Source organism: Massilimicrobiota sp. mt181 (assembly GCF_055420065.1).
In genome coordinates this window covers 40,836-64,802 of sequence record NZ_JBVAYN010000006.1, presented here as the reverse complement: position 1 = coordinate 64,802, position 23,967 = coordinate 40,836, and the positions used below count along the sequence as shown (strand labels likewise).

Annotated in this window: 20 protein-coding genes; 3 read left to right on the top strand and 17 right to left on the bottom strand. The window is 30.2% G+C overall.

All coding sequences use genetic code 11. The annotated features are described in order from the left end of the window. Positions 1-82 precede the first annotated feature (82 nt). The 3 genes from ACZYT4_RS05225 to mnmG all read right to left on the bottom strand — a co-directional run bounded on the left by ACZYT4_RS05225 (position 83) and on the right by mnmG (position 3,835). Entirely contained in the window at positions 83-937 is an 855-nt protein-coding gene (locus ACZYT4_RS05225; RefSeq protein ID WP_463783147.1) for a hypothetical protein, read from the bottom strand. A gap of 330 nt (positions 938-1,267) precedes the next feature. After that, positions 1,268-1,972 (bottom strand): 16S rRNA (guanine(527)-N(7))-methyltransferase RsmG, encoded by a 705-nt coding sequence (rsmG, locus tag ACZYT4_RS05220; RefSeq protein WP_463783145.1) that lies wholly within the window; start codon positions 1,970-1,972, stop codon positions 1,268-1,270. A 9-nt stretch (positions 1,973-1,981) separates the two neighbouring features. Next, entirely contained in the window at positions 1,982-3,835 is a 1,854-nt protein-coding gene (gene mnmG / locus ACZYT4_RS05215; RefSeq protein ID WP_463783141.1) for a tRNA uridine-5-carboxymethylaminomethyl(34) synthesis enzyme MnmG, read from the bottom strand. 172 nt (positions 3,836-4,007) lie between these two features. On the opposite strand from mnmG, the gene ACZYT4_RS05210 reads away from it, so the two are divergent. Both ACZYT4_RS05210 and ACZYT4_RS05205 read left to right on the top strand, forming a co-directional pair. Continuing rightward, positions 4,008-4,385, top strand: a complete 378-nt coding sequence (locus ACZYT4_RS05210; RefSeq protein WP_463783140.1) for a CoA-binding protein — start codon at positions 4,008-4,010, stop codon at positions 4,383-4,385. Positions 4,386-4,663: 278 nt separating this feature from the next. After that, positions 4,664-6,121, top strand: coding sequence for a PstS family phosphate ABC transporter substrate-binding protein (locus ACZYT4_RS05205; protein WP_463783137.1), 1,458 nt, complete (start codon positions 4,664-4,666; stop codon positions 6,119-6,121). Positions 6,122-6,276: 155 nt separating this feature from the next. Here the strand turns inward: ACZYT4_RS05205 and ACZYT4_RS05200 are convergent, their stop codons facing one another. Further along, positions 6,277-7,593 carry a 6-phospho-beta-glucosidase gene (locus tag ACZYT4_RS05200; protein ID WP_463783134.1) on the bottom strand — a complete coding sequence of 439 codons (1,317 nt, stop codon included), beginning with the start codon at positions 7,591-7,593 and terminating at the stop codon, positions 6,277-6,279. Then, a complete protein-coding gene (gene nagB / locus ACZYT4_RS05195; RefSeq protein WP_463783132.1) occupies positions 7,580-8,329 on the bottom strand; it encodes a glucosamine-6-phosphate deaminase in 750 nt (249 codons plus the stop codon). Before nagB ends, ACZYT4_RS05200 begins: the two co-directional genes overlap by 14 nt. Positions 8,330-8,617: 288 nt before the next feature. On the opposite strand from nagB, the gene ACZYT4_RS05190 reads away from it, so the two are divergent. Continuing rightward, positions 8,618-10,087 carry a family 1 glycosylhydrolase gene (locus tag ACZYT4_RS05190; protein WP_463783129.1) on the top strand — a complete coding sequence of 490 codons (1,470 nt, stop codon included), beginning with the start codon at positions 8,618-8,620 and terminating at the stop codon, positions 10,085-10,087. A gap of 34 nt (positions 10,088-10,121) precedes the next feature. On the opposite strand, the gene ACZYT4_RS05185 is transcribed toward ACZYT4_RS05190, so the two are convergent. The 12 genes from ACZYT4_RS05185 to ACZYT4_RS05130 form a co-directional block, all read right to left on the bottom strand. After that, entirely contained in the window at positions 10,122-11,285 is a 1,164-nt protein-coding gene (locus tag ACZYT4_RS05185) for a YibE/F family protein (RefSeq protein WP_463783126.1), read from the bottom strand. Positions 11,286-11,342: 57 nt separating this feature from the next. Beyond that, on the bottom strand, positions 11,343-13,682 hold the full coding sequence (locus ACZYT4_RS05180; protein WP_463783122.1) for a purple acid phosphatase family protein: 2,340 nt from the start codon (positions 13,680-13,682) through the stop codon (positions 11,343-11,345). 519 nt (positions 13,683-14,201) lie between these two features. Then, on the bottom strand, positions 14,202-15,602 hold the full coding sequence (locus ACZYT4_RS05175) for a CotH kinase family protein (RefSeq protein ID WP_463783120.1): 1,401 nt from the start codon (positions 15,600-15,602) through the stop codon (positions 14,202-14,204). A gap of 1 nt (position 15,603) precedes the next feature. Continuing rightward, positions 15,604-16,275 (bottom strand): DUF4956 domain-containing protein, encoded by a 672-nt coding sequence (locus tag ACZYT4_RS05170; RefSeq protein ID WP_463783118.1) that lies wholly within the window; start codon positions 16,273-16,275, stop codon positions 15,604-15,606. Positions 16,276-16,287: 12 nt separating this feature from the next. Next, positions 16,288-16,983 (bottom strand): polyphosphate polymerase domain-containing protein, encoded by a 696-nt coding sequence (locus tag ACZYT4_RS05165; protein WP_289527179.1) that lies wholly within the window; start codon positions 16,981-16,983, stop codon positions 16,288-16,290. A gap of 45 nt (positions 16,984-17,028) precedes the next feature. Continuing rightward, entirely contained in the window at positions 17,029-17,994 is a 966-nt protein-coding gene (locus ACZYT4_RS05160) for a PepSY domain-containing protein (protein ID WP_087936593.1), read from the bottom strand. Positions 17,995-17,997: 3 nt separating this feature from the next. Beyond that, positions 17,998-18,513, bottom strand: coding sequence for an RNA polymerase sigma factor (locus ACZYT4_RS05155; RefSeq protein ID WP_463783114.1), 516 nt, complete (start codon positions 18,511-18,513; stop codon positions 17,998-18,000). A gap of 89 nt (positions 18,514-18,602) precedes the next feature. Beyond that, positions 18,603-19,874: an anti-sigma-I factor RsgI family protein gene (locus tag ACZYT4_RS05150; RefSeq protein ID WP_463783112.1), complete on the bottom strand. Its 1,272-nt coding sequence runs from the start codon at positions 19,872-19,874 to the stop codon at positions 18,603-18,605. 135 nt (positions 19,875-20,009) lie between these two features. After that, the gene (gene deoC / locus ACZYT4_RS05145; RefSeq protein WP_463783109.1) at positions 20,010-20,690 is read right to left on the bottom strand and encodes a deoxyribose-phosphate aldolase; all 681 of its coding nucleotides are present in this window, start codon (positions 20,688-20,690) and stop codon (positions 20,010-20,012) included. A 12-nt stretch (positions 20,691-20,702) separates the two neighbouring features. Beyond that, entirely contained in the window at positions 20,703-21,329 is a 627-nt protein-coding gene (locus ACZYT4_RS05140; RefSeq protein ID WP_087304927.1) for an HAD family hydrolase, read from the bottom strand. Between the two features lies 1 nt (position 21,330). Beyond that, a complete protein-coding gene (locus tag ACZYT4_RS05135; protein WP_463783107.1) occupies positions 21,331-22,083 on the bottom strand; it encodes a GntR family transcriptional regulator in 753 nt (250 codons plus the stop codon). A gap of 118 nt (positions 22,084-22,201) precedes the next feature. After that, positions 22,202-23,965 (bottom strand): class I mannose-6-phosphate isomerase, encoded by a 1,764-nt coding sequence (locus ACZYT4_RS05130; protein WP_463783104.1) that lies wholly within the window; start codon positions 23,963-23,965, stop codon positions 22,202-22,204. Positions 23,966-23,967: the final 2 nt, after the last annotated feature.

The window sequence follows — 23,967 nt, the reverse complement described above, 5'->3', positions numbered from 1 at the left end:
CATTCTCCCTCCTTTATTTCATTATAAAATGCTTTCAGACAAAAAGAAAGAAAACAAAATATACAAAAAAAAGATATTAGCTTTAGCCAATATCCTGACCTATTGATAGATACGTAAAACATTCCTGACGATCTCCTTCAACGGTTTCACTTAAATACAGACTACTATTATCTGTATAATCACTCACAACATGACGTGTTTTATCATCTTCATCTGTTTCCATCAAAGGTGCATACTTTGAAATTGTATCTTGAATTTGAGTATTGAACTTATCATTCATCATATTCAACTTATTGTCATCTAAACTTAATGGAAATTCTTGTATGGTACCATCATTATTCCATGAAATCGTTATATTTTGTCTTTCCAATGTTTGTCCATAAAAAGTCAATGCCACTGTAACATTCATTATATCATCATGACCACTTATATTTGTATAAGCTTGAACGCCTTCATCTTCATAAATATAGTAACTTTCATTCACATCAACTTCTTCTAATTGTAAATTATCCTTTAAAAAACTTTCAATATCCTGTTCATAGGTTAATGCATAGTCCATCGTCCCATCATCATATCCATCATTGATGCCTTCTTCAAAAGATTCACCACTTATTGTTGAAACTTCCTCTGAAAAAGATAAGTGATCGACAACACCGATAATTAAAGGCACAATATTAGCTATAACACCCGCAATAACAATCACAACCAATATCCTTTTTATATAAGAAGATACATTTTGATTTGTACGATATTGCGTCCTATTCCTACGTACTCTTTTTCTACGGTTTTGAAAAACTTCAGGTTCTGGATATTCAGTTGATGTTTTTGTCTGATTAACTGCAGTACTGCTAACATGACTTTTTCGTATACGATAGCCACAATTTGGACATGTATCACTTCCTGGTGGTATTTTTGTATCACAAACATCACATCGCATAATCAATTTCTCCCCTTTCCCCTTATGTTCCTATACTTTTATTATAATTGTTCACAAGACAAAATAGAAGAGAAGTTTGCATAATTAGATATAATTATCTGATTTTCTCATTATTTTTGTCTATATAAAGAGAAAATTTTTCTAAACTCAGGATTAAACATTATTTCACTTAAATCAATAAAATTTAAGTTATTTTTCATTATTTCACTTAATATTTAAGTTATTTCTTTAGTTATTCACTTATTTGTTTAGTTATTTAGTTATTTGTTCACTTATTTATTATAAACTTAAATCAATATTCATATACGAAAAAACGCATCGATTGATGCGTTATAAAGGTTTCTTTTTGATTCTACTAAAATCTCTAGGATATTGAGAAGGTGTACTTTTTACCTTATGTATATAAATATTACAACGATGATCATTCTCATCTGTTAATGTGAAGCTTTCCTGTTTGATGACCTTTCCACCAAGTTTTTCTATACCCTGTTTTGCTTCCTGTAATTCTTCTTGCGCCTTTAATCCTTTTAAAGTTATAAAATCTCCATCAACTTTCACTAAAGGTAAGCATAATTCATCTAAAATATTTAATCTAGCGACAGCTCTTGCTGTGACAATATCAAATGATTCACGATGAGTTTTTGCGTATTCTTCTGCTCTCGCACTTATCGCATGAACATCCTTTAAATCTAAAACTTGAATTAAATGATTTAAAAATGTAATACGTTTTGAAAGTGAGTCCACGATTGTAACTTTTAATTCTGGAAAGACAATCTTTAAAGGAATAGAAGGAAAACCTGCACCCGCTCCTACATCACATAAAGATTGATTGGACAATGCATAATCAAATGAAATCGTTAATGAATCATAGAAATGTTTGAGATAAACATCTTCTTTTTGAGTAATGGCTGTTAAATTCATTTTTTGATTCCATTCAACTAATGTCTGATAATAGTTTTCAAACTGTTCAAGTTGTTTTGATGATAATGTTATACCTTTATCTAAAAGGGCTTGTATAAATTGTTCCTGATTCATATATACCTCTTAATAATGTTGTTTCAAATAGATCAACAAGACTGAAATATCAGCTGGATTGATACCTGAAATTCTTGATGCCTGAGCAATTGTAACTGGTCGAATTTCAGATAATTTCTGTTTAGCTTCTAATGAAAGATTTAAAACATCTTCATAATCAATATCTTGTGGAATCTGTTTTTCTTCCATTTTTCTTTGTTTCTCTACCTGTCGTAAAGTCTTATCAATATATCCTTTATACTTAATAAGAATTGTGACTCTTTTTTCTTCTTCCGATGTCAAATGAGCATCATCAATATAGGGTTTTAATTTCTGATAATCCATTTCTGGTCTCTGTAATAATTCTTTAGCACTGACACCTTCTTTTAATGGTGTAGAACCTAATTGTACTAATAATTCATTGATTTCATGTTTTGGTGTAAAACGAATACTATCTAGTCTTTCTATTTCATTATGAATATGTTTCATCTTTTCCAAATAAGCCTGATATACCTCTTTGCTAACCAAATGTGCATCATAACCATGTTGCCTTAATCTTTCATCAGCATTATCATGACGCAATAATAATCGATATTCAGCTCGAGATGTCAACATACGATAAGGTTCTTTTGTTCCTTTTGTGACTAAATCATCAATCATAACACCAATATAAGCTTCATCTCTTTTTAAAATCAATGGTTCTTCATGATTAATCTTCTTAACAGCATTAATTCCTGCTATTAAACCTTGTGCTGCAGCTTCCTCATATCCACTTGTTCCATTAATTTGTCCTGCTGTAAAAAGATTTTTGATGACTTTTGTTTCTAATGATGGCCATAACTGTAGTGGATCGATTGCATCATATTCAATAGCATAAGCATATTTTAAGATTTGACAATTTTCTAATCCTGGGATTGTACGAATCATTTGTTCTTGAATATCATGAGGCATGGATGTTGAAAAACCTTGCACATAAATTGTATTCATCTCTTTAGATTCTGGTTCTAAGAAAATTTGATGTTGTGGCTTATCAGAGAATTTCACTATTTTATCTTCAATAGAAGGACAATATCTTGGTCCTACTCCTTTGACAATACCTGAATACATACTACATTTTGATAAGTTATCTCTAATAATTTTATGTGTTCTTTCATTTGTATATGTTAAATAACAAGGAGTTTGCTGTTCAATAGGAATAAATGTTGTTGTTTCATAACTAAAAGCAAGTGGTTCATCGGTACCTGGCTGTAATTGTGTCTTTGAATAATCTACACTATTGATTTCTACTCTTGGTGGTGTTCCTGTTTTTAATCTTTGAATACGGAATCCTAAATCTTTTAACTGATCAGATAAATATAATGATTGTTTTTGTTGATCTGGACCACTCGGTGTTTTTTGATCACCTACAAGAATTTCAGCTTTTAAATAAGTTCCTGTTGTTAAAATGACAGTTTTTCCTTCATAAGTTTTTCCATTATCCAAAACAACACCTTTGACTGTCTGATTTTCAATCATTAAACCCTCTACCATACCTTCAACAATATCTAAATTTTCCTGTTGTTTTAAGATAGTTTGCATATAACGTGGATAGGCTTTTTTATCCGCTTGTGCACGTAACGATTGAACACCTGGCCCTTTCGCTGTATTTAACATCTTCATCTGTAAATATGTTGCATCAGCTGTTTTTCCCATCTGACCACCTAAGGCATCAATTTCTCTAACTATGATTCCTTTTGCTGGTCCTCCAATAGATGTATTACATGGCATAGAGCCAACATTTTCAAAATTTGATGTAACCAGCAATGTTTTTTTACCAATTCTTGATGAGGCTAAAGATGCTTCAATACCAGCATGCCCACCTCCTACAACAATCACATCATACATTTTTATCACTCCTTTAATCTGTATCATCTTAGCATAAAATAGTGATATTATCAATTTGATTTCTTTTCATAATATTATCTTATTATCAAATAAAAATGAATTTCACCCTTTCATATCTTTTTTTATTATGAATAAAATCTGGCATATGTTATAATACTTTTGAGGTGAGTTTATGAATCCTAAAGATATCTTAGAAAAATATTATCATTTTGCGGTTGTAGGAGTGACTCCTAATCAAGAAAAATATGGTTATAAAATATTTAAACGTTTATTAGAAAAAGGTTATCAAACTTATGGTGTTTCACCAAAATATCAAACGATTGAAGATTATAATATTTATCCATCATTAGAAGCCATTGATCATCCAATAGATGTTGTCGTCTTTGTTGTAAATAAAAAGTTTGCATACGATTATGTAGATGAAATGTCTGGTATCGGTATTCGATATGCCTGGATGCAACCTGGCACATATGATGATCAGTTATTACAATATATGAAAGATCAAGGCATTACACCTATTTTGGCCTGTATTTTAGTGGAAACAGAGTAATCAGCTTTTTAGCTGATTTTTTTGTATAACTTGAAGATTCTAATCATATAAAGTCTAGTCATCTGTATAACAAGAATCTCCATCTAACATATAAACATCAAGAATATAGGAATCATCTATATCTTTTTATAAACTTGTCCATCACTAACAAAAGAATATTGAGATGCATGTTGCTTATTCTCTCCATAAACAACAATAATAAAAAACATAAGTATTCAAATACTTTTTCACTCATCATACACATCTTTGTATTACAATCAAGATAGGAGGTTATATCTATGAAGCAATATTTTAAATATTTCTTTTTTCGTTATTTCTTACTTTATTTTCTTCTCTCTTTACCTGCTTTTGGATTTACATTTGCACCTCAAATCTATTCTTTTTTGATGATTCTCTTTTTATGGATTTACACATTTAGACTCAAAAGAAAAAATCATTTGAATGAAAACTATTTTCTTTTCCAATCTTTCCTTGTAATATTAATTTCAACAGCATTATCTATTTCTTTCATATTATCTCAAGGCTATTTATCTTCTCCCTACTGGAATATCTTCTATATGATTGCTATTCCTTTTAGTCCGTTATTTATTTCTGCTACTTTTTTAGGATTTTATTCCGTTGCTTTTATAAGTCCTATTGTTATTCTCTTAGCTCATTTGATAATTATTTATGCAATGACAAAACCTCAAATCCAAACACGTCGTATAATTTTATGGTCCTTAGCGATGATCATAACAACAACTACAAGTATCTATATCTATCAAACTAGCCCATCACACAAATACAAAGGTGGACATGATTTTGACTATATGAATGGTTATTCCAGCACAGATCTCTCCGCTTTTACTCCTTATAGTGAAAATAGTCAGCTTGTAGAGCTTCAGGAACCGAGCACTTTGGTGATTGAAAACGAAAAAGATATGCCTATTCTCGATGGAGCTGAAGCCTGTTATCCTGTTTATAGTGCCATTGCAAAAGCTGTCTATAAAGATATTGATCAGATAGAAAAAGCTTATAGTGAAACAGAAGACTTCTATAACTATAATACCAATGGAAAAATTGTTACATTTACAAACACATCTGTCGGTTATTCACGTTTAATCAATGGAGAAGTTGATATGTTTTTTGGAGCCAAACCATCTCAGTCACAATTGGAAGAAGCTAAAGAAGCTGGTGTTGAATTTGAGTATACACCTATTGGTCAGGAAGCTTTTGTCTTCTTTGTAAATAAAGGCAATCCTGTATCTAACTTATCAACACAACAAATTAAAGATATCTATCACGGGGATATCACCAATTGGAAAGATGTTGGTGGAAAAAATAAAGAAATCCTTGCTTTTCAAAGACCAGAAAGATCTGGCAGTCAAGCTATGATGACTTATTTCATGGGTGATCTTTCATTAAAAGAACCCCTTCAATATGAATATGTTTCAGCAATGACAGGTATTATTAGTGATACGGCGCAATATAATGGCGAAAAAGATGCCATTGGATATACGTTTAGATATTTCCTAGAAGGCCTTCATCAAGAACAAGATGTGAAAATATTATCTGTAGATGGTATTAAGCCAACAACTGAGAATATTAAAAATCAAACATATCCTATTTCTACTTATTTGTATTGTGTCACATTAAAGTCAAATCAAAAAGATAATGTCAAAAAGCTAAAAGAATATCTTCTCTCTTCACAAGGACAGTATATTATTGAACAAACAGGATATTGTGCTTTATCTTAGTCAACATTTATAACATTATTATATAAACATATATTCATAAAACTGTGAGTACGAAAAAAGATGCTTGACCTCATCAAAGTCAGACATCTTTTTTCATACTTTTATATTATTAAAATCAATATAGGAAAGACAATTATGGGATGCTTTTTCAATTTTTATTTGTAAAATTGAGGTAAATATTTTTTATGAGCTTCTAGCATTTCATCCAGTATCTTTTTGGCAGTGATTTCACTTTGGACAAGTGGGTTAATTGTCATAGCAACCAAAGCATCATCATAGTTACCACTCAATGCTACATTTGTTGTTAAAATTTCAAAGGCTTTTAATTGATGAATTAATCCAACTGTCTGTAATGGCAATTCTCCAACAGGAATTGGTATAGGTCCATCTTTGGTAATCTTGCAGCTGACTTCTACCACAACATCATCTGGCATATTAGAAATAGCTCCTTGATTTAATGTATCAACAACTTGAATATCTCCTTTATCATTGTATAAAGATGAAATCAAATTACAGGCTGCATCACTATAATAAGCCCCACCTCTTTGTTCCAATTCTTTTGGTTTGACATCAAGAGTCTCATCTTTATATTTTTCAAACAATTCTTTTTCAACCTTTTTAACAACTTGGGCACGACATTGTCCTTTTGCGGCATCTTCCTGGCAATGTTCTAACATCTGCTGTTTTTGTAAATAATAACGCAAGTACCCAATTCCTAAATATCCATAGCTATTTAAAAATTCTTTTGACCATGGAATATCAACAATGTTCTTCAAAGATTCCCTATTTCCCTGATCAATCATTGTGTCAATAAGCTTTCTATTGGCATTTTCTCCATTTAATGTAATATCTAACGCATAGATCATATGATTGATTCCACCAATCTTGACATCTAATTGGTCATCTTCTTTGACATTTAAGATATGTTCAATATCCTTAATCATATTGACTGGTCCATTGCATAAACCAATAAATTTTTTCCATCCTGTATGTCTAAAAACAGCTTCAGCATTAATTCCTGATGGGTTTGTAAATGAGATAATCCAAGCATCTGGGCATAATTTTTCACAATCCTTAATAATATCAAAGATAACAGGTATCGTTCTTAAAGCTTTAAACATTCCACCTGGTCCATTTGTTTCCTGTCCAATGACACCATATTTCAAAGGAATCAATTCATCCTTTTCTCTCGCATCTAATTGCCCAACTCTAAATTGAGTTGTGACAAAATTTGCATCTTTCAATGCCTCCTGACGATCAAGAGTCATATAAATTTTCATAGGGATTCCTGCTTTTTTAACCATTCTTTTAGCAAGATTTCCTACAATTTCCAACTTATGTTTCCCTTCTTCAATATCAACAAGCCATAATTCTCTAACAGGTAATTCATCATATCTTTTGATAAATCCTTCAATAAGCTCTGGTGTATAGGAAGAACCACCACCAATTGTTACTATTTTAACGCTTTTCATAATCTTCCTCCTTCAATTGACTTGCAGCTTCTTGATCCAAACAAACAATCACATTTGGATGTCTTTGAATAATAGAACTAGGGAAATCTGAAGTCACTTCACCATAAATCATTCTTTTCACTAAATCAGCTTTCTTTTCTCCCTTAGCCATCATGATCAGTTGTTTTGCTTTCATGATTGTACCAATTCCCTGTGTGACACCTTGTGTAGGAACATCTTCAATATGATCAAATCCATAATCAAGTGAACTTTCTATAGATTCTTGATGTAAATTCACAACATGACATGCTCCATCAAGTAGACTTCCTGGCTCATTATAAGCAATGTGTCCATCCATTCCAATTCCTAAAATTTGGATATCAATAGGATTGGCATCAATCAAAGATTCATATCTTTGACATTCTTGAATCATATCTTCTTTTGATCCATCTAAAGCATTGATATTTTCAGGTAAAATATCAATGTGGGAAAAAAGTTCATTTTTCATTGCTGATGCAAAACTATGTGGATGACTTGGAGTTAATCCTACATATTCATCTAAATTGAATGCTTTGACCTGACGAAAACTTACTTTTTGAGCCTGATAATTGTCTATAAAATAGCGATAAACTCCAAGTGGTGTTGATCCTGTTGCAAACCCAATAACTGGTTGCGAATGATTTCTAATAAAATGACAGATATATTCTCCTACATAAGCATCAAGATGCTCCTCTTTTTCAAAGACAAGAATTTTCATTTTAAACCCTCCTATTTTATAACTCTCTTCTCACATTAATAGTAACATGATTAAAGACGAGAATATACAAAAAAACAAATTTTAATTAATTCTTAATCTCATATTTTTTAAAGTATATTCTTAGACAACTTTTAATAAGTAAACCTAAATATCTTTTCAATATAAATTGACTTTATGACTTATTTATGAAGTTTAATATTGTAAAAGGCATATATATACATTCTTTTTAAGTATTTGTTTTTTCATCATTCGCTATTACAATATAGAGTATAAGGAGGAATATAAGATATGAGTTTTCAAGACAATTTTTTATGGGGTGGAGCAATTGCTGCAAACCAGGCTGAAGGAGCATGGAATGTAGATGGGCGTGGTCCTGCCAAAACAGACGTGACAACAGGAGGTTCTGTAAAAGAACCTAGATATGTCACATTTATTGATAAAGATGGAAAACCTGGTAAAGTTGTAAACGGCCAACCTATTCCTAGTGGTGCTAAATATGCGGTATTAGATGATTACTATTATCCTAATCATGATGGTGTAGATTTTTATCATCATTATAAGGAAGATATCGCATTACTTGCTGAAATGGGATTTAAAATGTTTAGACTGTCTATTTCATGGTCACGTTTATATCCTCATGGTGACGAAGAAACACCAAATCCAAAAGGAGTTGAATTTTATCGTTCCGTCTTTATGGAATGTAAAAAACATAGTATTGAACCATTAGTGACTATCTGGCATTTTGATACACCACTATATTTAGAAGAACATTATGGTGGATGGAACAATCGTCAATTGATTGATTTTTACGTACGTTTTGCGACAACTTGTTTTAAAGAATATCAAGGACTAGTAAAATATTGGTTAACTTTCAATGAAATCAATAACACAGTCATGATGTTAAATCTTTTTGGTAATCATGCAGGAGATAAAGAACATCAACAAGGTTATCAACAACTTCATTATCAATTTGTTGCAAGTGCAAAAGCAGTTCAGATTGGTCATGAAATTGATCCAAATAATATGATTGGATGTATGATTTGTGGCATTACATTTTATCCAGGAACATGTGATCCTCAAGATATTATGGCTAATCGCCATATGTGGGAAAAGAGTATTTTCTATTGTGGAGATGTTCAATGTAAAGGAAAATATCCAACTTTTGCGAAAAGATTATGGAATGAACATCATGTTCAATTAGATATCACTGAACAAGATTTAGAAGATTTAAGAAATGGTTGTGTCGATATGTATACATTCTCTTACTATATGTCATCTATCGAAACAACACATGAAACAGATGATATGGTTTCTGGTAACTTTGCTGCTGGAGCAAGAAACCCATATTTAACATATTCTGATTGGGGATGGGCTCAAGACCCTCTAGGATTACGCTATTATCTAGAAATGATTTATGATCGTTATGAAAAACCATTAATGGTTGTAGAAAATGGTTTAGGTGCTTATGATACTTTAGAAGAAGACGGAAGCATTCATGATGATTATCGTATCGACTATTTAAGAGATCATATTAAAGAAATGGGAAAAGCCATTGATAATGGTGTTAATTTGATTGGATATACAACGTGGGGATGTATTGATTTAGTATCAGCAGGTACTGGAGAAATGCGTAAACGTTATGGTTTTATTTATGTAGATAAAGATGATCAAGGTCATGGAACTTATAATCGTTATCGTAAAGATTCTTTCTACTGGTATAAAAAAGTGATTGAAAGTCATGGAGAAGATTTAGACTAAAAGAAAACACGTTGATCAAAATGATTAACGTGTTTTAATAACGTCTTTTTTTTGCCTTTTTTGTCATGAACACTGAAGAAACAAATGAAACAAAAGGTACAGTCATAATAACCCCCAAAGACCCTGAGATCCCTTGAATAATTTCAATACCTATATCATAAGAATTAATCATCTGTAAAAATGGAATATTATATGCATAATAAATCATCAATGTACTTAAAGAACTTCCAACAAATGCTAAAATCAATGTATTAGACATTGTTCCCATCATATCTCCACCAATTTTAATACCACTCTTAAATAAAATCGCTCTTGATATATTAGGATTATGATATACTAATTCTTCTAACGTTGTTGCAATTGACATTGACATATCAACAACAGCACCTAATGATGCAATTAAAATAGCGGAGAATAATAATCCACTAACATCCAATGGTACACTCTGTCCAATATATATTAATGATTCTATATCTTCTACATTATAACCATTAATATTTGTAAACATTCCACATAACGCAGCAAATAATCCTGCCACAACAACCCCACAAACTGTTCCAATAATAGAACAATATGTTTTCATAGAAAATCCGCCTATCAGATACATCGTCATTAACGTTGTTATAATGGTAACTATAACAGCTCCTAAAAACGGTGAAAATCCTAAGTATAACATTGGTAGATATAAATAAATAATACAAATAAATGTAAAAATTAAACTAATAGCTGAAGTGAGACCTTTTCTTTTTCCAATCATAACTAAACAAATGAGAAAAAATGCAACAATCATAAATAATGTATTCGTTCTATCATAATTATACACGCTAGCTGAAAATGATCCGTCATATTCACTGACTTGTACAATAACATCTGTTCCAACTTGACAATCAGCACCATACAGATAACTATCGATATTTGTTGCTTCGACAATCTCTCCGGCATAATCTCCAGATTTGAGTTCAACATTAACAACCTGTGTTCCCAATTGTTGTCCACTTTCATCTCTACTTTCAGAAATAATTTCCACAACCGTTGCTCTTTCAAATTGAGCACCTTCAGTATCCATTAAAGACACTTTATCTACTCCTTGATTAAAAAAATACAAAAACACAAAAAACAATAAAACACATATCCAAACAACAATATGTTTTATTTGTTCTTTTCTATTCAAACTCATAAATTCATTCCACAATTTCATAAAACCCTCCAATAACGAAAACAAGACAGAACAAGTCTGTCTTGTTACTTCAATCAATTATTCAGTCTCTTTTTTTCTATAAACCTTATAAGATACAATTCCAGCTAATGAACCTACTGCTAATAATGTTAATCCTAAAACGTTGGCTGTATCCTCAGTTTTAACAGCATCTTTAGACGTAGCAGAATTTGAAGTCTGTACTATTTGATCTGATTTGCCAGATTGATCAGTTGTTTGAGAAGGAGTCTGATCTTTATTTGTTTCTTGTTGGTTTTGATTGTTATTTTGATTATTCTCATCTGGGTTTACAGGTGTAACAGGTGTTATATCTTCTTTATTAACTAAAGATTGTAATTCTGTTTGTTCTTGTTTTAATGAATCAAGTAATGAAGTTAATTCTGTTTTTGTAATCTTTGATTCATTCATTTGTGTTTTTAATTGAGCTAAAGCTTGTTTATACGCATTAACATTTTCTTGTGTATATTGACCTTTTTTATTTCCAATTTCAATTGTTGATAAGAATTTTCCAGCTTCATCGAATTGTGCCTGTAAATCTGCATATTCTGCTTTTGTCACAACTTCAGATTTAGCTGTTAACATATTTGTATAAACTTGATCAATTGTTGCTTCATCAACTGCTGCATTTTTATCAGCTTCATAGAATGTCTTATCCAAGAATTTTGAGTATCCTTGTTTTAAAGCATCAGTGTTATTTGGATCTCTATAATCTGTATCTTTTGCTCTAGCATAGTAATCTAATGGATCGTTGTTAGTATTCCATCTTGAAGCTAAATCATCGATAGCCACAGAATCATCAACAGTTTCTAAAGTTGTAGATAAGCCATTTAAAGCTTCTTCAATACGTTGTTTTGATCCACTTGTCATATCTACTTTATCCATTGATTGTAAATCAGCTTTTAATTCTTCAATTGAAGTTGCTTTTTCATCTTTTTTAATAGTAACATCATTTGCATATTTATCTCCATTAACATCATATGTTTTGATTGTAAATGAATCACTTGTAAAATCAATTGTTGAGAATGTTGGAATTGGATTATTAGAACGTTCAGCTAAGTAATATTGTTTATCTGTACTTAAAGCATAGAATTTACTTCCTGTTGCTGAACCAGCAGCGATATATAAAGTTCCTTCTGGATTATATGCAGTACTCGCTGCATCTTCTCCAACTCCTTCAGTTGTAATAACTTTACCATCTAAAATTTGGAAAGTACGTGCATAAGAATGATCGTGCCCAGTTAAACATACATCAATATCAAATTCATCCATTAATGGTGCAAATAAAATTCTTAAGTTAGCTCCATCCGTATTAGCATGAGGTGCGCCAGCTCCATAAATATCATGATGGAACATAACGATACGCCATTTTGCATCTTCATGACTGCTAATAGCTTCTTCTAAGAATGCTTTGTGTTGAGCAACATTACGGCTATTACTATTTAAAGAAATAATTAATGCATCACCATAACTATAGTAATAGTTTCCTCCTGCATTTGTAGATCCTAATGCAGATGCGTTTGGATTATTGTAATGTAATTTGTAATCATCACCTTTAGATTCATGATTACCAATTGTTGTTGCGACAGGAATACTTCTTAGATATTGAGGATATAAATATCCAGCATATTCCTGTTCTTTAATAATATAACGTGCTTTATCTTCAGCTGAATTATCATTTGTAACTTCTGAATAATCAATTTGATCTCCTGCAGATAAAATAAAGCTTGCATCAGGTGCTGTTTTCATTGCCTGAGTTAAAGTTTTGTTCCATGAATAAGTATCATTTGCAATATTTTGATCATCATTAGATTTTTCACCTGATGATCCAGAAGCACCAATTTGTGGATCTCCTACAAGAATTGTCTGGAAGTTTGTAAATGAATGTGTCTGATATGTATAAGTATCACTCCATGTACTTCCATCTACACTGTATTGATAGTAATAAGTTGTGTTTTCTTCTAAATAATTGTCAACTGATACTTTATTTGATGCTTTATAATATTCTGCATCAGTATCAAAATCATTTGTTTTATTAATACTTTGAGCTTTCCCTTCAAATACAGTAGCATTACTCATATCTTGAGATTTAGACATTTTAACTTGTGGTGTCCCAGCGACTTTTGAATACCATGCAAAATTTAAATCTTTTTCTGTTTTACCAGGTGTTAAAATAACTTTTCCTGAATCAAATTCTTCTTTATTGTTCCAAGTGTTATTATACCAGTCTTGATATCCAGATTCATTTTGGACATTAGAAATATAATCTTTATATCCATCTGCATGAACTCCGAATGCAAAAACTGAAGCGCTACACATTGATGACACTGTTGTCATAGTTGCTAATGAAAGAAGTAATTTTCTTTTTAAGTTTTCGTTCATTTTCATTCTCCCTTTTTTAATTTAAAGTATCTTTCAATACTTCCGTGTATACTTTAAACAATATCAAAGAAGACCTCAATAGCATTTACAAAAACTTAAACTTCTTTTACATAATTTTAAGAGAACTTCCATTTTTATTTAGAAAACTTAGAAATTATTAAAATGATATCTTTAAACAAAATGATCTTACTTCATAACAAAAGAATACACTTTATACATTTTGATTATCAAGGTATCTATCATACCAACCAGCAATAATAATAACTGTTCAATTAATAAGGGAACAATTAATTTTTTAATGCCTGATTACTAAATATTTATTGCTTCTTAAGAAGGGAAATGTTAGGTTCAAGAATATTCATAATATACATTCTTCTTTTATCTTCTTTATTTTATTCTTTTGTACAATAACAATAATGAAATCCACTATAACCAAATAGAATAGTCTCCCTTAAATAAAAAAGGAATTTCTATTTAAATAGATTTTCCTTCTTTAAGTATTCTCAATTTGAAATACTATTATTGTTCATCATATAAATCTGCAATTTCTCCCATATCTTCCAATCGTATATGTGAAGCATCTATTCTTGGTGATTCTTCATTTTGTTGGGATAGATTGGCAGGTAACTGTCCTTCTAATTGTCCTCTAATACTTTTTGATCTTAGTAAGCAAAACTCCTGAAATGTATCTACGCCTAAAAGATAATCTTGATAAGAACAAAATGCAGTTGGATCTTTTCGTACATAAGAATCTATCATTTGCGTTGTGTCTTCTACCTTCTTTTGAAAATATCCACTTTCAAAATATTCATCAATAAAATATTGGAAATATTCATGATATTGTTTAAAATACTCATCATGTTGCATAACATGATGGTACAACGGTCTATTAAACATAACCTCTTGAGTATAAGGCGTATTAATAGGATAATTCACATATTTTGTCACATCATTACTAGGATTAGGCATACCTAATGAATATGTACCATATGCTAGATTATAATCCCAGGGAAGCATTGAAATCATACCATCTTCTTCATATAAATAATAGTTATGTCCTGTTGGACCTAAATAACTATCTAAATTAACCACAAAAACCTGTACTACGAAATATCTTAAAACCTCATCTATGTTGACAGCTTTTTCTATATTTTGATTATCATCTAATATTTTTAATGATTGAATTAATCTTTTTTTATCAGCTTCAGTTATCTTAAATTTCGCATTATTAAATAAATTAGGATACGATTCAATATTCTCATCAATATACTGTAACGCTAAATCTTTATTAGGTGCATAAACATCTGTATATCCAGGTTTATAAAGAATTCCATGATCTTTTCCATAATTTCTTTTTACAAAAGCTTCTTCTGGTTCTTCAATCGCTAAAAATAATCCCCAATCTTTTTGATTGATTGTCACCCAGACATAACTTGTTAGAGGAGATGGAACACCCATAAAAGACATCATATCGTAAGTCATATAGTTTTTTAAGTATGCATTATCTTGAAAAGAACAATCTAATGTAAACTTATCCAAACCATAATAATGATATCCTGAATCATAATGATCAAATTCTATTTTTAGACTAAAACGATCTGATTCATAACGGTCAATAAGTTCTAACGAATTATTTCCCTTCACTCTCAGCCCTACCATATCAAAGGTTTCTCCATCTATCGTTATAGAAGATACATGATATTCTTTGGCTTGTGCCTGATCAAAAAATTTCTGTGGATTTTCCAATTGTATATCAATCGTATGAACATAACTTTGATCAAATAATTTAGAAGCATAAGCAGGTAATTGATAGGCTGGTGTTATACCCCAATGTCCCGGTAACATCAAACCAACAGTGATAATAAGACTAAAGATAACGAATATCATAACAAGTATATCTATATATTTATGTTTAATCATATTAATTCATATAATCTCCATTATAAGAAACCATCACTGTATATAAAACACCTTCCATATCTGAAAGCTCATTAACAAATGATGTTTCCTGATCCTTAAGTCTGATTTCATAATTCAGTTCAATACAATCTTTTTTGATACTCTTGCTTTTCAACGAAAAAGCATATACCTGTTTTTGAATAAATTGATAGACATTCTTTTCACTATTTTGATTTTCACAATGAACAACTAGTATATAAGGTCTTTGTGTATTTTTCTTATGAGAAAAGATATAAAGAATAATTCCAATCCATAAACTCCCAAATACAGCTAAAGGAATTAAACCTGCTGCCAATACAATACCGACTGCTATACTCCAGAACAAAAACGCAATGTCCATAGGTTCTTTAATAGCTGTTCTAAATCGTACAATTGATAAAGCACCAACCATCCCTAAAGATAAAATAATATTACTTGTAATGGCAAGAATCACTAATGTCGTAATCATTGTTAAAGCTACAAGTGTTATTGCAAAACTGGAAGTATACATAATCCCACTATATGTTTTTTTATAAACAAAGAAAATAAACATCCCCATCATAAATGCCAAAAGTAAAGCTATTGACATATCCAGTAATGAAACAGCATGTATATTTTCTAAAAAATTTGAACGAAATATATCCTGAAAAGTCATTTTTCTTCTCCTTTACCAATCAATCTGTCGACATTTTGCAAACTTTGAATAGGCTGATGTTTTCTGTGAAAGTCCTTGTATCGCCATTTTCACAATATCAGGTAAAAATTCATTATATTTCACTTCGAATACTGCAAAATCATCTACACCTATTTTTCTATGATCCAATGATAAAAAATCATATATATTTTTATATGTACACAAATATCTATCTATTGTTAATCTTACCTTGGATACATCATATGTATAAGCCTGCCTTTGGTATGATACAATCACACAAGGTTTTAATAATTCTCCTTTTAATGCACTATAAAATTCAATCATTAATGGATTACCACTTTTTAATAAAAAATCTATATCTCCATTCAATATATCTTGAACCTGTTTAACAGTCAATTTCGTAGAACGTTTCGCACATAACCCATTATGTTTCATTTTCTTTTCTAATCGTATAAAACTTAAATCATGATTATAATATCGTATTCTAAACTTATGCCTTTGTGATACCCCATTTAACTTTTCTTTTAAAGCTCTATCATCAGGTGTATCAAAATAAAGACTATGAACATCATAATATCCTTCATTTAATGTATAATGATCTTTAGAGAATAATAAATTCAATCTTCGATTTAAAATCTCTGCTTCTAATGGATTGATAATATGTTTAAGTTCGTGCCGATATTGAATAGGTTTATAATTCTTAATCATAAGCATAACCTCTCTATAAATTGAGGAGTTTATTTCCATAAACTCCTACATTTTCACATCAAATGAAACAATTTCTCCACTAATAGCATTCACTTGATAACTATAACTTGCATATGAATCTGTAAAATTCACATTATATACAAGTTGATTGCTTTTAACATCCAATTCATCTTCATACGACTTCAAATCATTAAGAGTCACTTGAGCATGTTCTAAAACTTTTGTTCTAACTTCTTCATCTCTCAAATATCCACTATGACTCTCTACCCCATCTATCGTAATTGTTTTAAACTGTATATTTTTATAATGAATTAATGTATTTAAATCATTAATGGAAAGATCAACCAAATCAGAAAATTCATAATCTGGACTGACACCTATTAATTTTTTTATTAACGTGACCTTACCTACAGAAATCCCATATTTTTTAGCTAATTCCTGTCGTTCTTTAGAAAAACTGTAATCCTGTGAAACAACTGATGCATTTAATGAATAACCCGATAAAATATCTTTAACATCTGATGCAACTTGTTCTTTCAATTCTTCTCTAATTTCTTTATCCTGTCCTTGAACACTAACTAAAACTGAATTTTTAGCTTCACTTATATATCCATATTTAAACATACTTCCTATAATAGCATTTACAGCTACATCCAAATCTGTATTTTCTAAATCCATCTCTTCTAAAACAAGAACTGCATCTTCATTGTGACAAATAACCTCTTCTACTCGCCTTTCATTATTGACTTCCAATTCAATGCTTGGATTCACTTCAAAGGCAACTGAATAAGCCTCTTGTGAAGGCCAAAAAAGAAAACCAATCACAATCATACACATAACAACTGCAAGTGATAATGATTTATGAATATGAATTTTTCTTTTATGAACTTCATCTTCAGGTCTAACTTGAGATATGTACTGTATATCTTGGAGTAATTCATTTTTTCTTGAAGGTGTATGAACACTTTGAAATTCCTGTCTAATCATCTTTTTTATCTTTCTATTATTCATAGTTCATTCCTCCAAACTTTTTTTCAATTTCTTTAATGAACGATGATATTTATTTAAAACTGTTGTTAATTTCATTTCCATAATTTCAGAAATTTCTTTAAAAGTTAATCCTTCTTCTACATGTAAGATGATGATTTCTCTTTCTTCAACTGAGAGTTTATCCAATAGAACCCGAATCATCATCTTATCATGTATATCTTTCATCCCTTCATCTACATCATCAATTTCATAATCGACAACCTGTTCCCTATTATGTTTTCTAAATGACATATAAGTGATGTTGCGAGAGATTGTTATTATCCATGCTTTAGGATGACCATTTTCTTTATACAGATGAATATTTTTATATATCTGTATAAAAGTATCGTGAGTCAAATCCTGTGCCATTTCCTTTGATTTGGCAATACTATAAATATAGCGATAAATATCATCACGCATCAAATCATATATTTCTCCTAAAATATCTGTTTCATTTTTTAATCGAATTAACAATTTCTCTAATTTTTTCTCTCTTAACATCATTGATCTCTCCTATGATGTTAATATCTCATTTATGATTTATCTATTTCTTGCATGTTTATATTAAGAATATATTAAGTTTACGTTAATTAATCATCGTAATTTGTATCATCATGATCATCATCTTTGTCATAATTTGTATCATCATCATCATGATCATCATAATTTGTATTATCATAGTTTGTATTGTCATAATTTGTATTTTTATTTGTTGATTGTCCTGAACTTGATGGTTGTGTTGATGGTTTTGAAGTAGCAGGTTTATTTGTTGACTGATAATTCGTATTATCATCATAATTCGTATTATCATAATTTGTATTATCATAATTTGTGTTTTTACTTGTTTGTGATGAAGTTGATGGTTTGGATGCTGCTGGTTTACTTGTTGAATTATAGTTTGTATTATCATAGTTTGTATTGTCGTAATTCGTATTGTTTTGATTTGTTACTTTATTTTGTGTTGTCTGTTGTGTATTTGATGGTTTACTTACAGGTTTAACTTCTGGTTCAACCTCTCTTTCTACAATCCCTTTTGCAGCACTCACTTCATATTCATATTCATTTTGATTATATTTAAATTCTATATCATAAGTCAAAACACCATTTTCCATATCATAATCAATTTCCAATTCTTTAATCTGACTCTTTGAAACGGAAGCATTCTTTAATGCGATATTTAAAGCTTCATCTTTTGTAATATATTGTTTTGTACTAACATTTCCTACCATTTTATTGGCATTTTTTTGTGTATCATCTTTATCTAAAGACTGATAAATTAAAATTAAATCTTGAGCATTAAGTTTCACCAAATCCTCTACTTTATATGTCTTCTTAGCATCATCATTTTCATCTATAATATCTTCAATTAAATTTGCTTTTCCATAAGAAATGCTGTATTTATTCATCAAAGATTCCACATCATCATCAATATCTATATCTTGAGAATAAATAGCACCTTCAATAGAATAACTCTTCAATGTTGTATAAATATATTGACTCAATTCATCTTCTAAGGCCACTCTTGCTTGATCATCATCATTTTCAACTGACAATAAGACTGTATTTTGATTTGCATTTAAATATCCATTCTTCACCAGCGATCCAAGGACAGCATTCATTGCGACATTTGCATCTGCCTGTTCTAACTCCATATCTTGTAATACTTTTTTAGCATCATCATTAACTGCGATAGCTTCTATAACTTTATCGTCCTCATCCAAATGTAATTGGATACTAGGATTCACATCTAGTGTCACAAGACTCGTATATTTTTGTGCACTTTGTCCATTTCCACACCCAGTCACCATTGATAACATAATGACTCCTGTTCCTAATAATTTTATCATATTTGTTTTTTTCATAGTTTTCTCATCTCCTTCACTCTATTAATGTATAAACATACTGATTTATCACAACAAAATTAAAAAAATTTTTATAACAAAAAAACATCCTTTTCAGGGATGCTCTTTTTTAAAATATAAAACACGTTATTCTTCTCATAATTTATGATTATCTTCTTCAAATTCTTCCAATATCTTGAGTGAACTGCTTGTTCCAATACGACTTGCTCCAGCTTCTATCATTGCTCGGCATGTTTTCCAATCACGTATTCCTCCGGCAGCTTTCACTTTGACTTCATCTCCAACTGTTTCTTTCATTAAACGAACATCTTCTACTGTTGCTCCTGAAGTACCAAAACCTGTACTCGTTTTGATATAATCCGGCTTCACTTGTTTTGCAATGAGTGCTATATGCTTTATTTCATCTTTTGTAAGGTAACAATTTTCAAAAATAACTTTACATATCCTGTGATTTTGATGACAGAGTTGCACAATACTTTGCATTTCTTTTTCAATATAATCCCAGTCATGCATCTTTGCTTTCCCAATATTAATTACATAATCAATCTCATCAGCTCCATCATCAATAGCCTGTTTTGTTTCAGCTAATTTGATATCTAATGTTGTCTGTCCTAATGGAAATGAAATAGCTGCACCGACATGAATAGAAGTTCCTTTCAGTAATTCTTTACACAACTTTACTGGCTCACTGTTAATTGCTACCATTGCAGCTCCAATATCTTTAGCCTCATCACATAATTTAATAAAATCATCTCTCGAGGCATAAGCCTTTAAAAACGTATGATCAAACATACTAGCTAGTTCTTCTTTTGTCATGTCAAAACCTCCTTATAATAATTTCAACAATTGCATGTGATTTGTAATAATTATATCACTTTGACTTTGATTATTTTGAAATTTTCCTGAATAGTAAGCAACAACTTCTAAACCTGCCATTTTTGCTGCTTGTATTCCAAAAGTACTATCCTCTACAACAAACAATGGCTTTTGATATTTTTGTTGTCTTACAATTATTTGATAAACTTCCGGACTAGGCTTTGTTTTTTTAACATCTTCTTTTCCCATGTAAAATAATATATACTTATCTAAGTTTAAATCTGTCAAAACTTGTTTTATTATTTTTCTTGGTGACGAAGAAGCTATGATAATATCAATATTCTTTTGAAAGATATTTTCTATGCATTGTTGAACATTTGGAAAAACTATTTGCTGATAATTAGGGAATTTTAATTCCTGAAGATACTTTTCAAAAAGGTATTGAATATTACCTTGATAATTAATATATTCTTTTAAAATATCAAATATATCTTTAGTATTTAAACCTAGTATTTCTTCTAGTTTCTTCTCTGGTATAACATATCCTCTAGATACAAAAAAATTCCTTAACTGGTTCATGTACCAACTTTCACTATCAATAATAACTCCATCCATATCAAAAATAATATACGGTTTCATCTTAACCCCTCTTAAATGTTGCTGTCATATTAATAAAAGTAACATCTAAAGATGAAATAGAATATTCTATGACTGCTCCATCGTCAGCATATCCAATATCTTGAACAAGCATAATTGGATTTGTAGAGCTGACTTCTAAAATTTTTCTAACTTCACTATCAGGTAAACTTGGAATTAGTGTTTCTCGAATAATGGATACCTTTAATCCTTTACTATCCAGATACTGGTAGAAATGCTGTGCTGCTTCTTTAGCCTCTTTATCAAAATTTTCTAATAATTTTTTATCAATATATGAGCGTGAAAATGATGCTACCTTTATTCCAGCATATCTGACTCTATCCATGACCCATACAAGATCACCTACATTTATTGATAAGTGTTTAGCAATATCTGGTGTAGCCTCAGTTATTCCAACATTTAAAAATTTTGTTTTACAAACAAAACCATTTCTATTAATAACTTTATCTAATTTATATATTGTTGAATTGATAACCTCTTGTTGATCATTAATTTTTTTCTTAGATGAAACAAATGTTCCAACGCCTTTTCTTTTATATAAATAACCCTCAGTTACAAGCTCATTTAATGCCTGTCTAACTGTTGTTCTGCTTAACTGATATTTATCAATTAATTCGTGTTCAGTGGGAATTGTTTCATCTTCCTTATAAACACCATCATCAATCAAATTGATTATAATTTGCTTTAGCTGGTAAAATAATGGTAAAGGTATATTTTTATCAATAGTATATTTCATTTATATATCAACTCCTCTTGTCACATTGTAACATTTTTTCCATATTTTACCTATTTATTATTATTATAAATTTGAAAAAATAGGGATTTTCACCCTATTTTTTCAAAAAGGGAAGTATTTATTGATACGCATTACCCATATCCATATAACATTCTAAAACAGCCAATTCTTCATCAGATTTATCTTTAGGTTTTATTACATATTGTCCAACACTTGCAGGAATAAAAACTGCTTCAGCATAATGAATTTCAATAGGCTCAAATTCATTATTAGGACTAACAATAATAGCTTCTTCTCCTTCTACAAGTACATGCAATTTTACATGATCCTTTGTTTCAAAAAACACTGGCTTATTAAACCAATATCTATCAACTTTTAATAATTCATATTCCATTGTTCCACTATGCTCTTTTCTCCATCCAGTTCCTCTATCAACTTCAGCTTTTTTAGAAATAAGATGTTCTTTTACAAATTTAGTTTGATATTTTTCTTGAATAACCTTTTCACCATGATCTATATTAATTGGTCTTGGTTTACCATCAGCATCAATACGTCCCCAATCCCAGAGTTTAAATGTCTGAAATCCAATTGGATTTATTTCTAATACTAAAGTATCTTTACCAGAAGCATGAATTGTTCCACTTGGAATATAAATATGGTCATGTTTTTTCATTGGAAAACGATTAATCCATTGTTCATCATCAAATTCACCAGTTTTTTGAGCTTCTTTAAAGGCTTTAACCAGTTCCTCTTTTTTGACTCCATCCTTAGTCCCTAAATATACAGAACTTTTTTCAGATGTATCAAGAAAATAATAACTCTCATAATGTCCAAATGGAAAATTAAAAACTTCTTGTGCATATCCAATATCTGGATGAACTTGCAAACTTAAATTTCCACCACCCCATGTATCTAAAAAATCACATCCAACTGGGCAATTATATCCAAACCAGAAAAAATTTTGATTTCCTAAAAACTCAACAGCTTTATATTGTACTATATCTCTACCAATAATTCTAAATTCATTTTCTCCTAATTTTGCTAGTGTATTTTGAAAATTCATCCATCCAGTCATACCCCAAGCTGTATTTTCTTTATCAAGTCCTCCATTTAAAACATCCTTACACCAATGTCCACCCCATACTCCTCTATTAAAGAATGGTTCAAGTTTAAAAGGATGAGAAGCAAAGTAATTCAATGCTTTTCTAAAATCATCTCCTGTTGTCATAACAGGATTGTCTTTATTATCACCATCTATTACAAAATCCATATCATCAAAAATATGACGTTTATGACTATCAAAATACTTGGATTCAACAAAATTAAAAATTTTTTCTTTTGTCAATGGATCTTCATCTGGATTATTCATTCCCCAATTTGTTAATGTCGAAAAATAACCATCTTTAATTCTTTGAATTGTAATATTGTTATATACAAGAATATTTCCCTTTGTCACCAAAGTTGCTCCTATTCCATAAATAACAATTAATCCTTGAGTACTATTTATTACTTCTTGCGCTGTTTTTAGCTTTTGTTTATCAAAATATTCATCTATTTGCCCGACTGCAAATACTCCATTAATACGATCTTCAGTTATAAATTTGTCTAATCTATCACGTAAAACATCATCGGAAGCTCTCAGATCATCTGTACAAATTACTAATTGTGGATGAATATTGTCTATCAAAAACTGTCGTATCTCTTTATGATTAATATGATAATATGAATCAATAACCATTACACATTTAGAATCATATTTTTGTATTTCAGAATCAATCACTCTACATATTTGCTGATATCCTTTCCAAGATTGTGTTTCTTCTACAACAAATACAGGATGTAAATCAAAATTTGGAATTCTTTCATTTATCTTTTCGTACATAA

What these genes read in the sequence shown, in the direction of transcription:
- ACZYT4_RS05225 (WP_463783147.1), bottom strand. Translation starts at nt 937, where the DNA reads ATGCGATGTGATGTTTGTGATACAAAAATACCACCAGGAAGTGATACA.
- rsmG (WP_463783145.1), bottom strand. Translation starts at nt 1,972, where the DNA reads ATGAATCAGGAACAATTTATACAAGCCCTTTTAGATAAAGGTATAACA.
- mnmG (WP_463783141.1), bottom strand. Translation starts at nt 3,835, where the DNA reads ATGTATGATGTGATTGTTGTAGGAGGTGGGCATGCTGGTATTGAAGCA.
- ACZYT4_RS05210 (WP_463783140.1), top strand. Translation starts at nt 4,008, where the DNA reads ATGAATCCTAAAGATATCTTAGAAAAATATTATCATTTTGCGGTTGTA.
- ACZYT4_RS05205 (WP_463783137.1), top strand. Translation starts at nt 4,664, where the DNA reads ATGAAGCAATATTTTAAATATTTCTTTTTTCGTTATTTCTTACTTTAT.
- ACZYT4_RS05200 (WP_463783134.1), bottom strand. Translation starts at nt 7,593, where the DNA reads ATGAAAAGCGTTAAAATAGTAACAATTGGTGGTGGTTCTTCCTATACA.
- nagB (WP_463783132.1), bottom strand. Translation starts at nt 8,329, where the DNA reads ATGAAAATTCTTGTCTTTGAAAAAGAGGAGCATCTTGATGCTTATGTA.
- ACZYT4_RS05190 (WP_463783129.1), top strand. Translation starts at nt 8,618, where the DNA reads ATGAGTTTTCAAGACAATTTTTTATGGGGTGGAGCAATTGCTGCAAAC.
- ACZYT4_RS05185 (WP_463783126.1), bottom strand. Translation starts at nt 11,285, where the DNA reads ATGAAATTGTGGAATGAATTTATGAGTTTGAATAGAAAAGAACAAATA.
- ACZYT4_RS05180 (WP_463783122.1), bottom strand. Translation starts at nt 13,682, where the DNA reads ATGAACGAAAACTTAAAAAGAAAATTACTTCTTTCATTAGCAACTATG.
- ACZYT4_RS05175 (WP_463783120.1), bottom strand. Translation starts at nt 15,602, where the DNA reads ATGATTAAACATAAATATATAGATATACTTGTTATGATATTCGTTATC.
- ACZYT4_RS05170 (WP_463783118.1), bottom strand. Translation starts at nt 16,275, where the DNA reads ATGACTTTTCAGGATATATTTCGTTCAAATTTTTTAGAAAATATACAT.
- ACZYT4_RS05165 (WP_289527179.1), bottom strand. Translation starts at nt 16,983, where the DNA reads ATGATTAAGAATTATAAACCTATTCAATATCGGCACGAACTTAAACAT.
- ACZYT4_RS05160 (WP_087936593.1), bottom strand. Translation starts at nt 17,994, where the DNA reads ATGAATAATAGAAAGATAAAAAAGATGATTAGACAGGAATTTCAAAGT.
- ACZYT4_RS05155 (WP_463783114.1), bottom strand. Translation starts at nt 18,513, where the DNA reads ATGTTAAGAGAGAAAAAATTAGAGAAATTGTTAATTCGATTAAAAAAT.
- ACZYT4_RS05150 (WP_463783112.1), bottom strand. Translation starts at nt 19,874, where the DNA reads ATGAAAAAAACAAATATGATAAAATTATTAGGAACAGGAGTCATTATG.
- deoC (WP_463783109.1), bottom strand. Translation starts at nt 20,690, where the DNA reads ATGACAAAAGAAGAACTAGCTAGTATGTTTGATCATACGTTTTTAAAG.
- ACZYT4_RS05140 (WP_087304927.1), bottom strand. Translation starts at nt 21,329, where the DNA reads ATGAAACCGTATATTATTTTTGATATGGATGGAGTTATTATTGATAGT.
- ACZYT4_RS05135 (WP_463783107.1), bottom strand. Translation starts at nt 22,083, where the DNA reads ATGAAATATACTATTGATAAAAATATACCTTTACCATTATTTTACCAG.
- ACZYT4_RS05130 (WP_463783104.1), bottom strand. Translation starts at nt 23,965, where the DNA reads ATGTACGAAAAGATAAATGAAAGAATTCCAAATTTTGATTTACATCCT.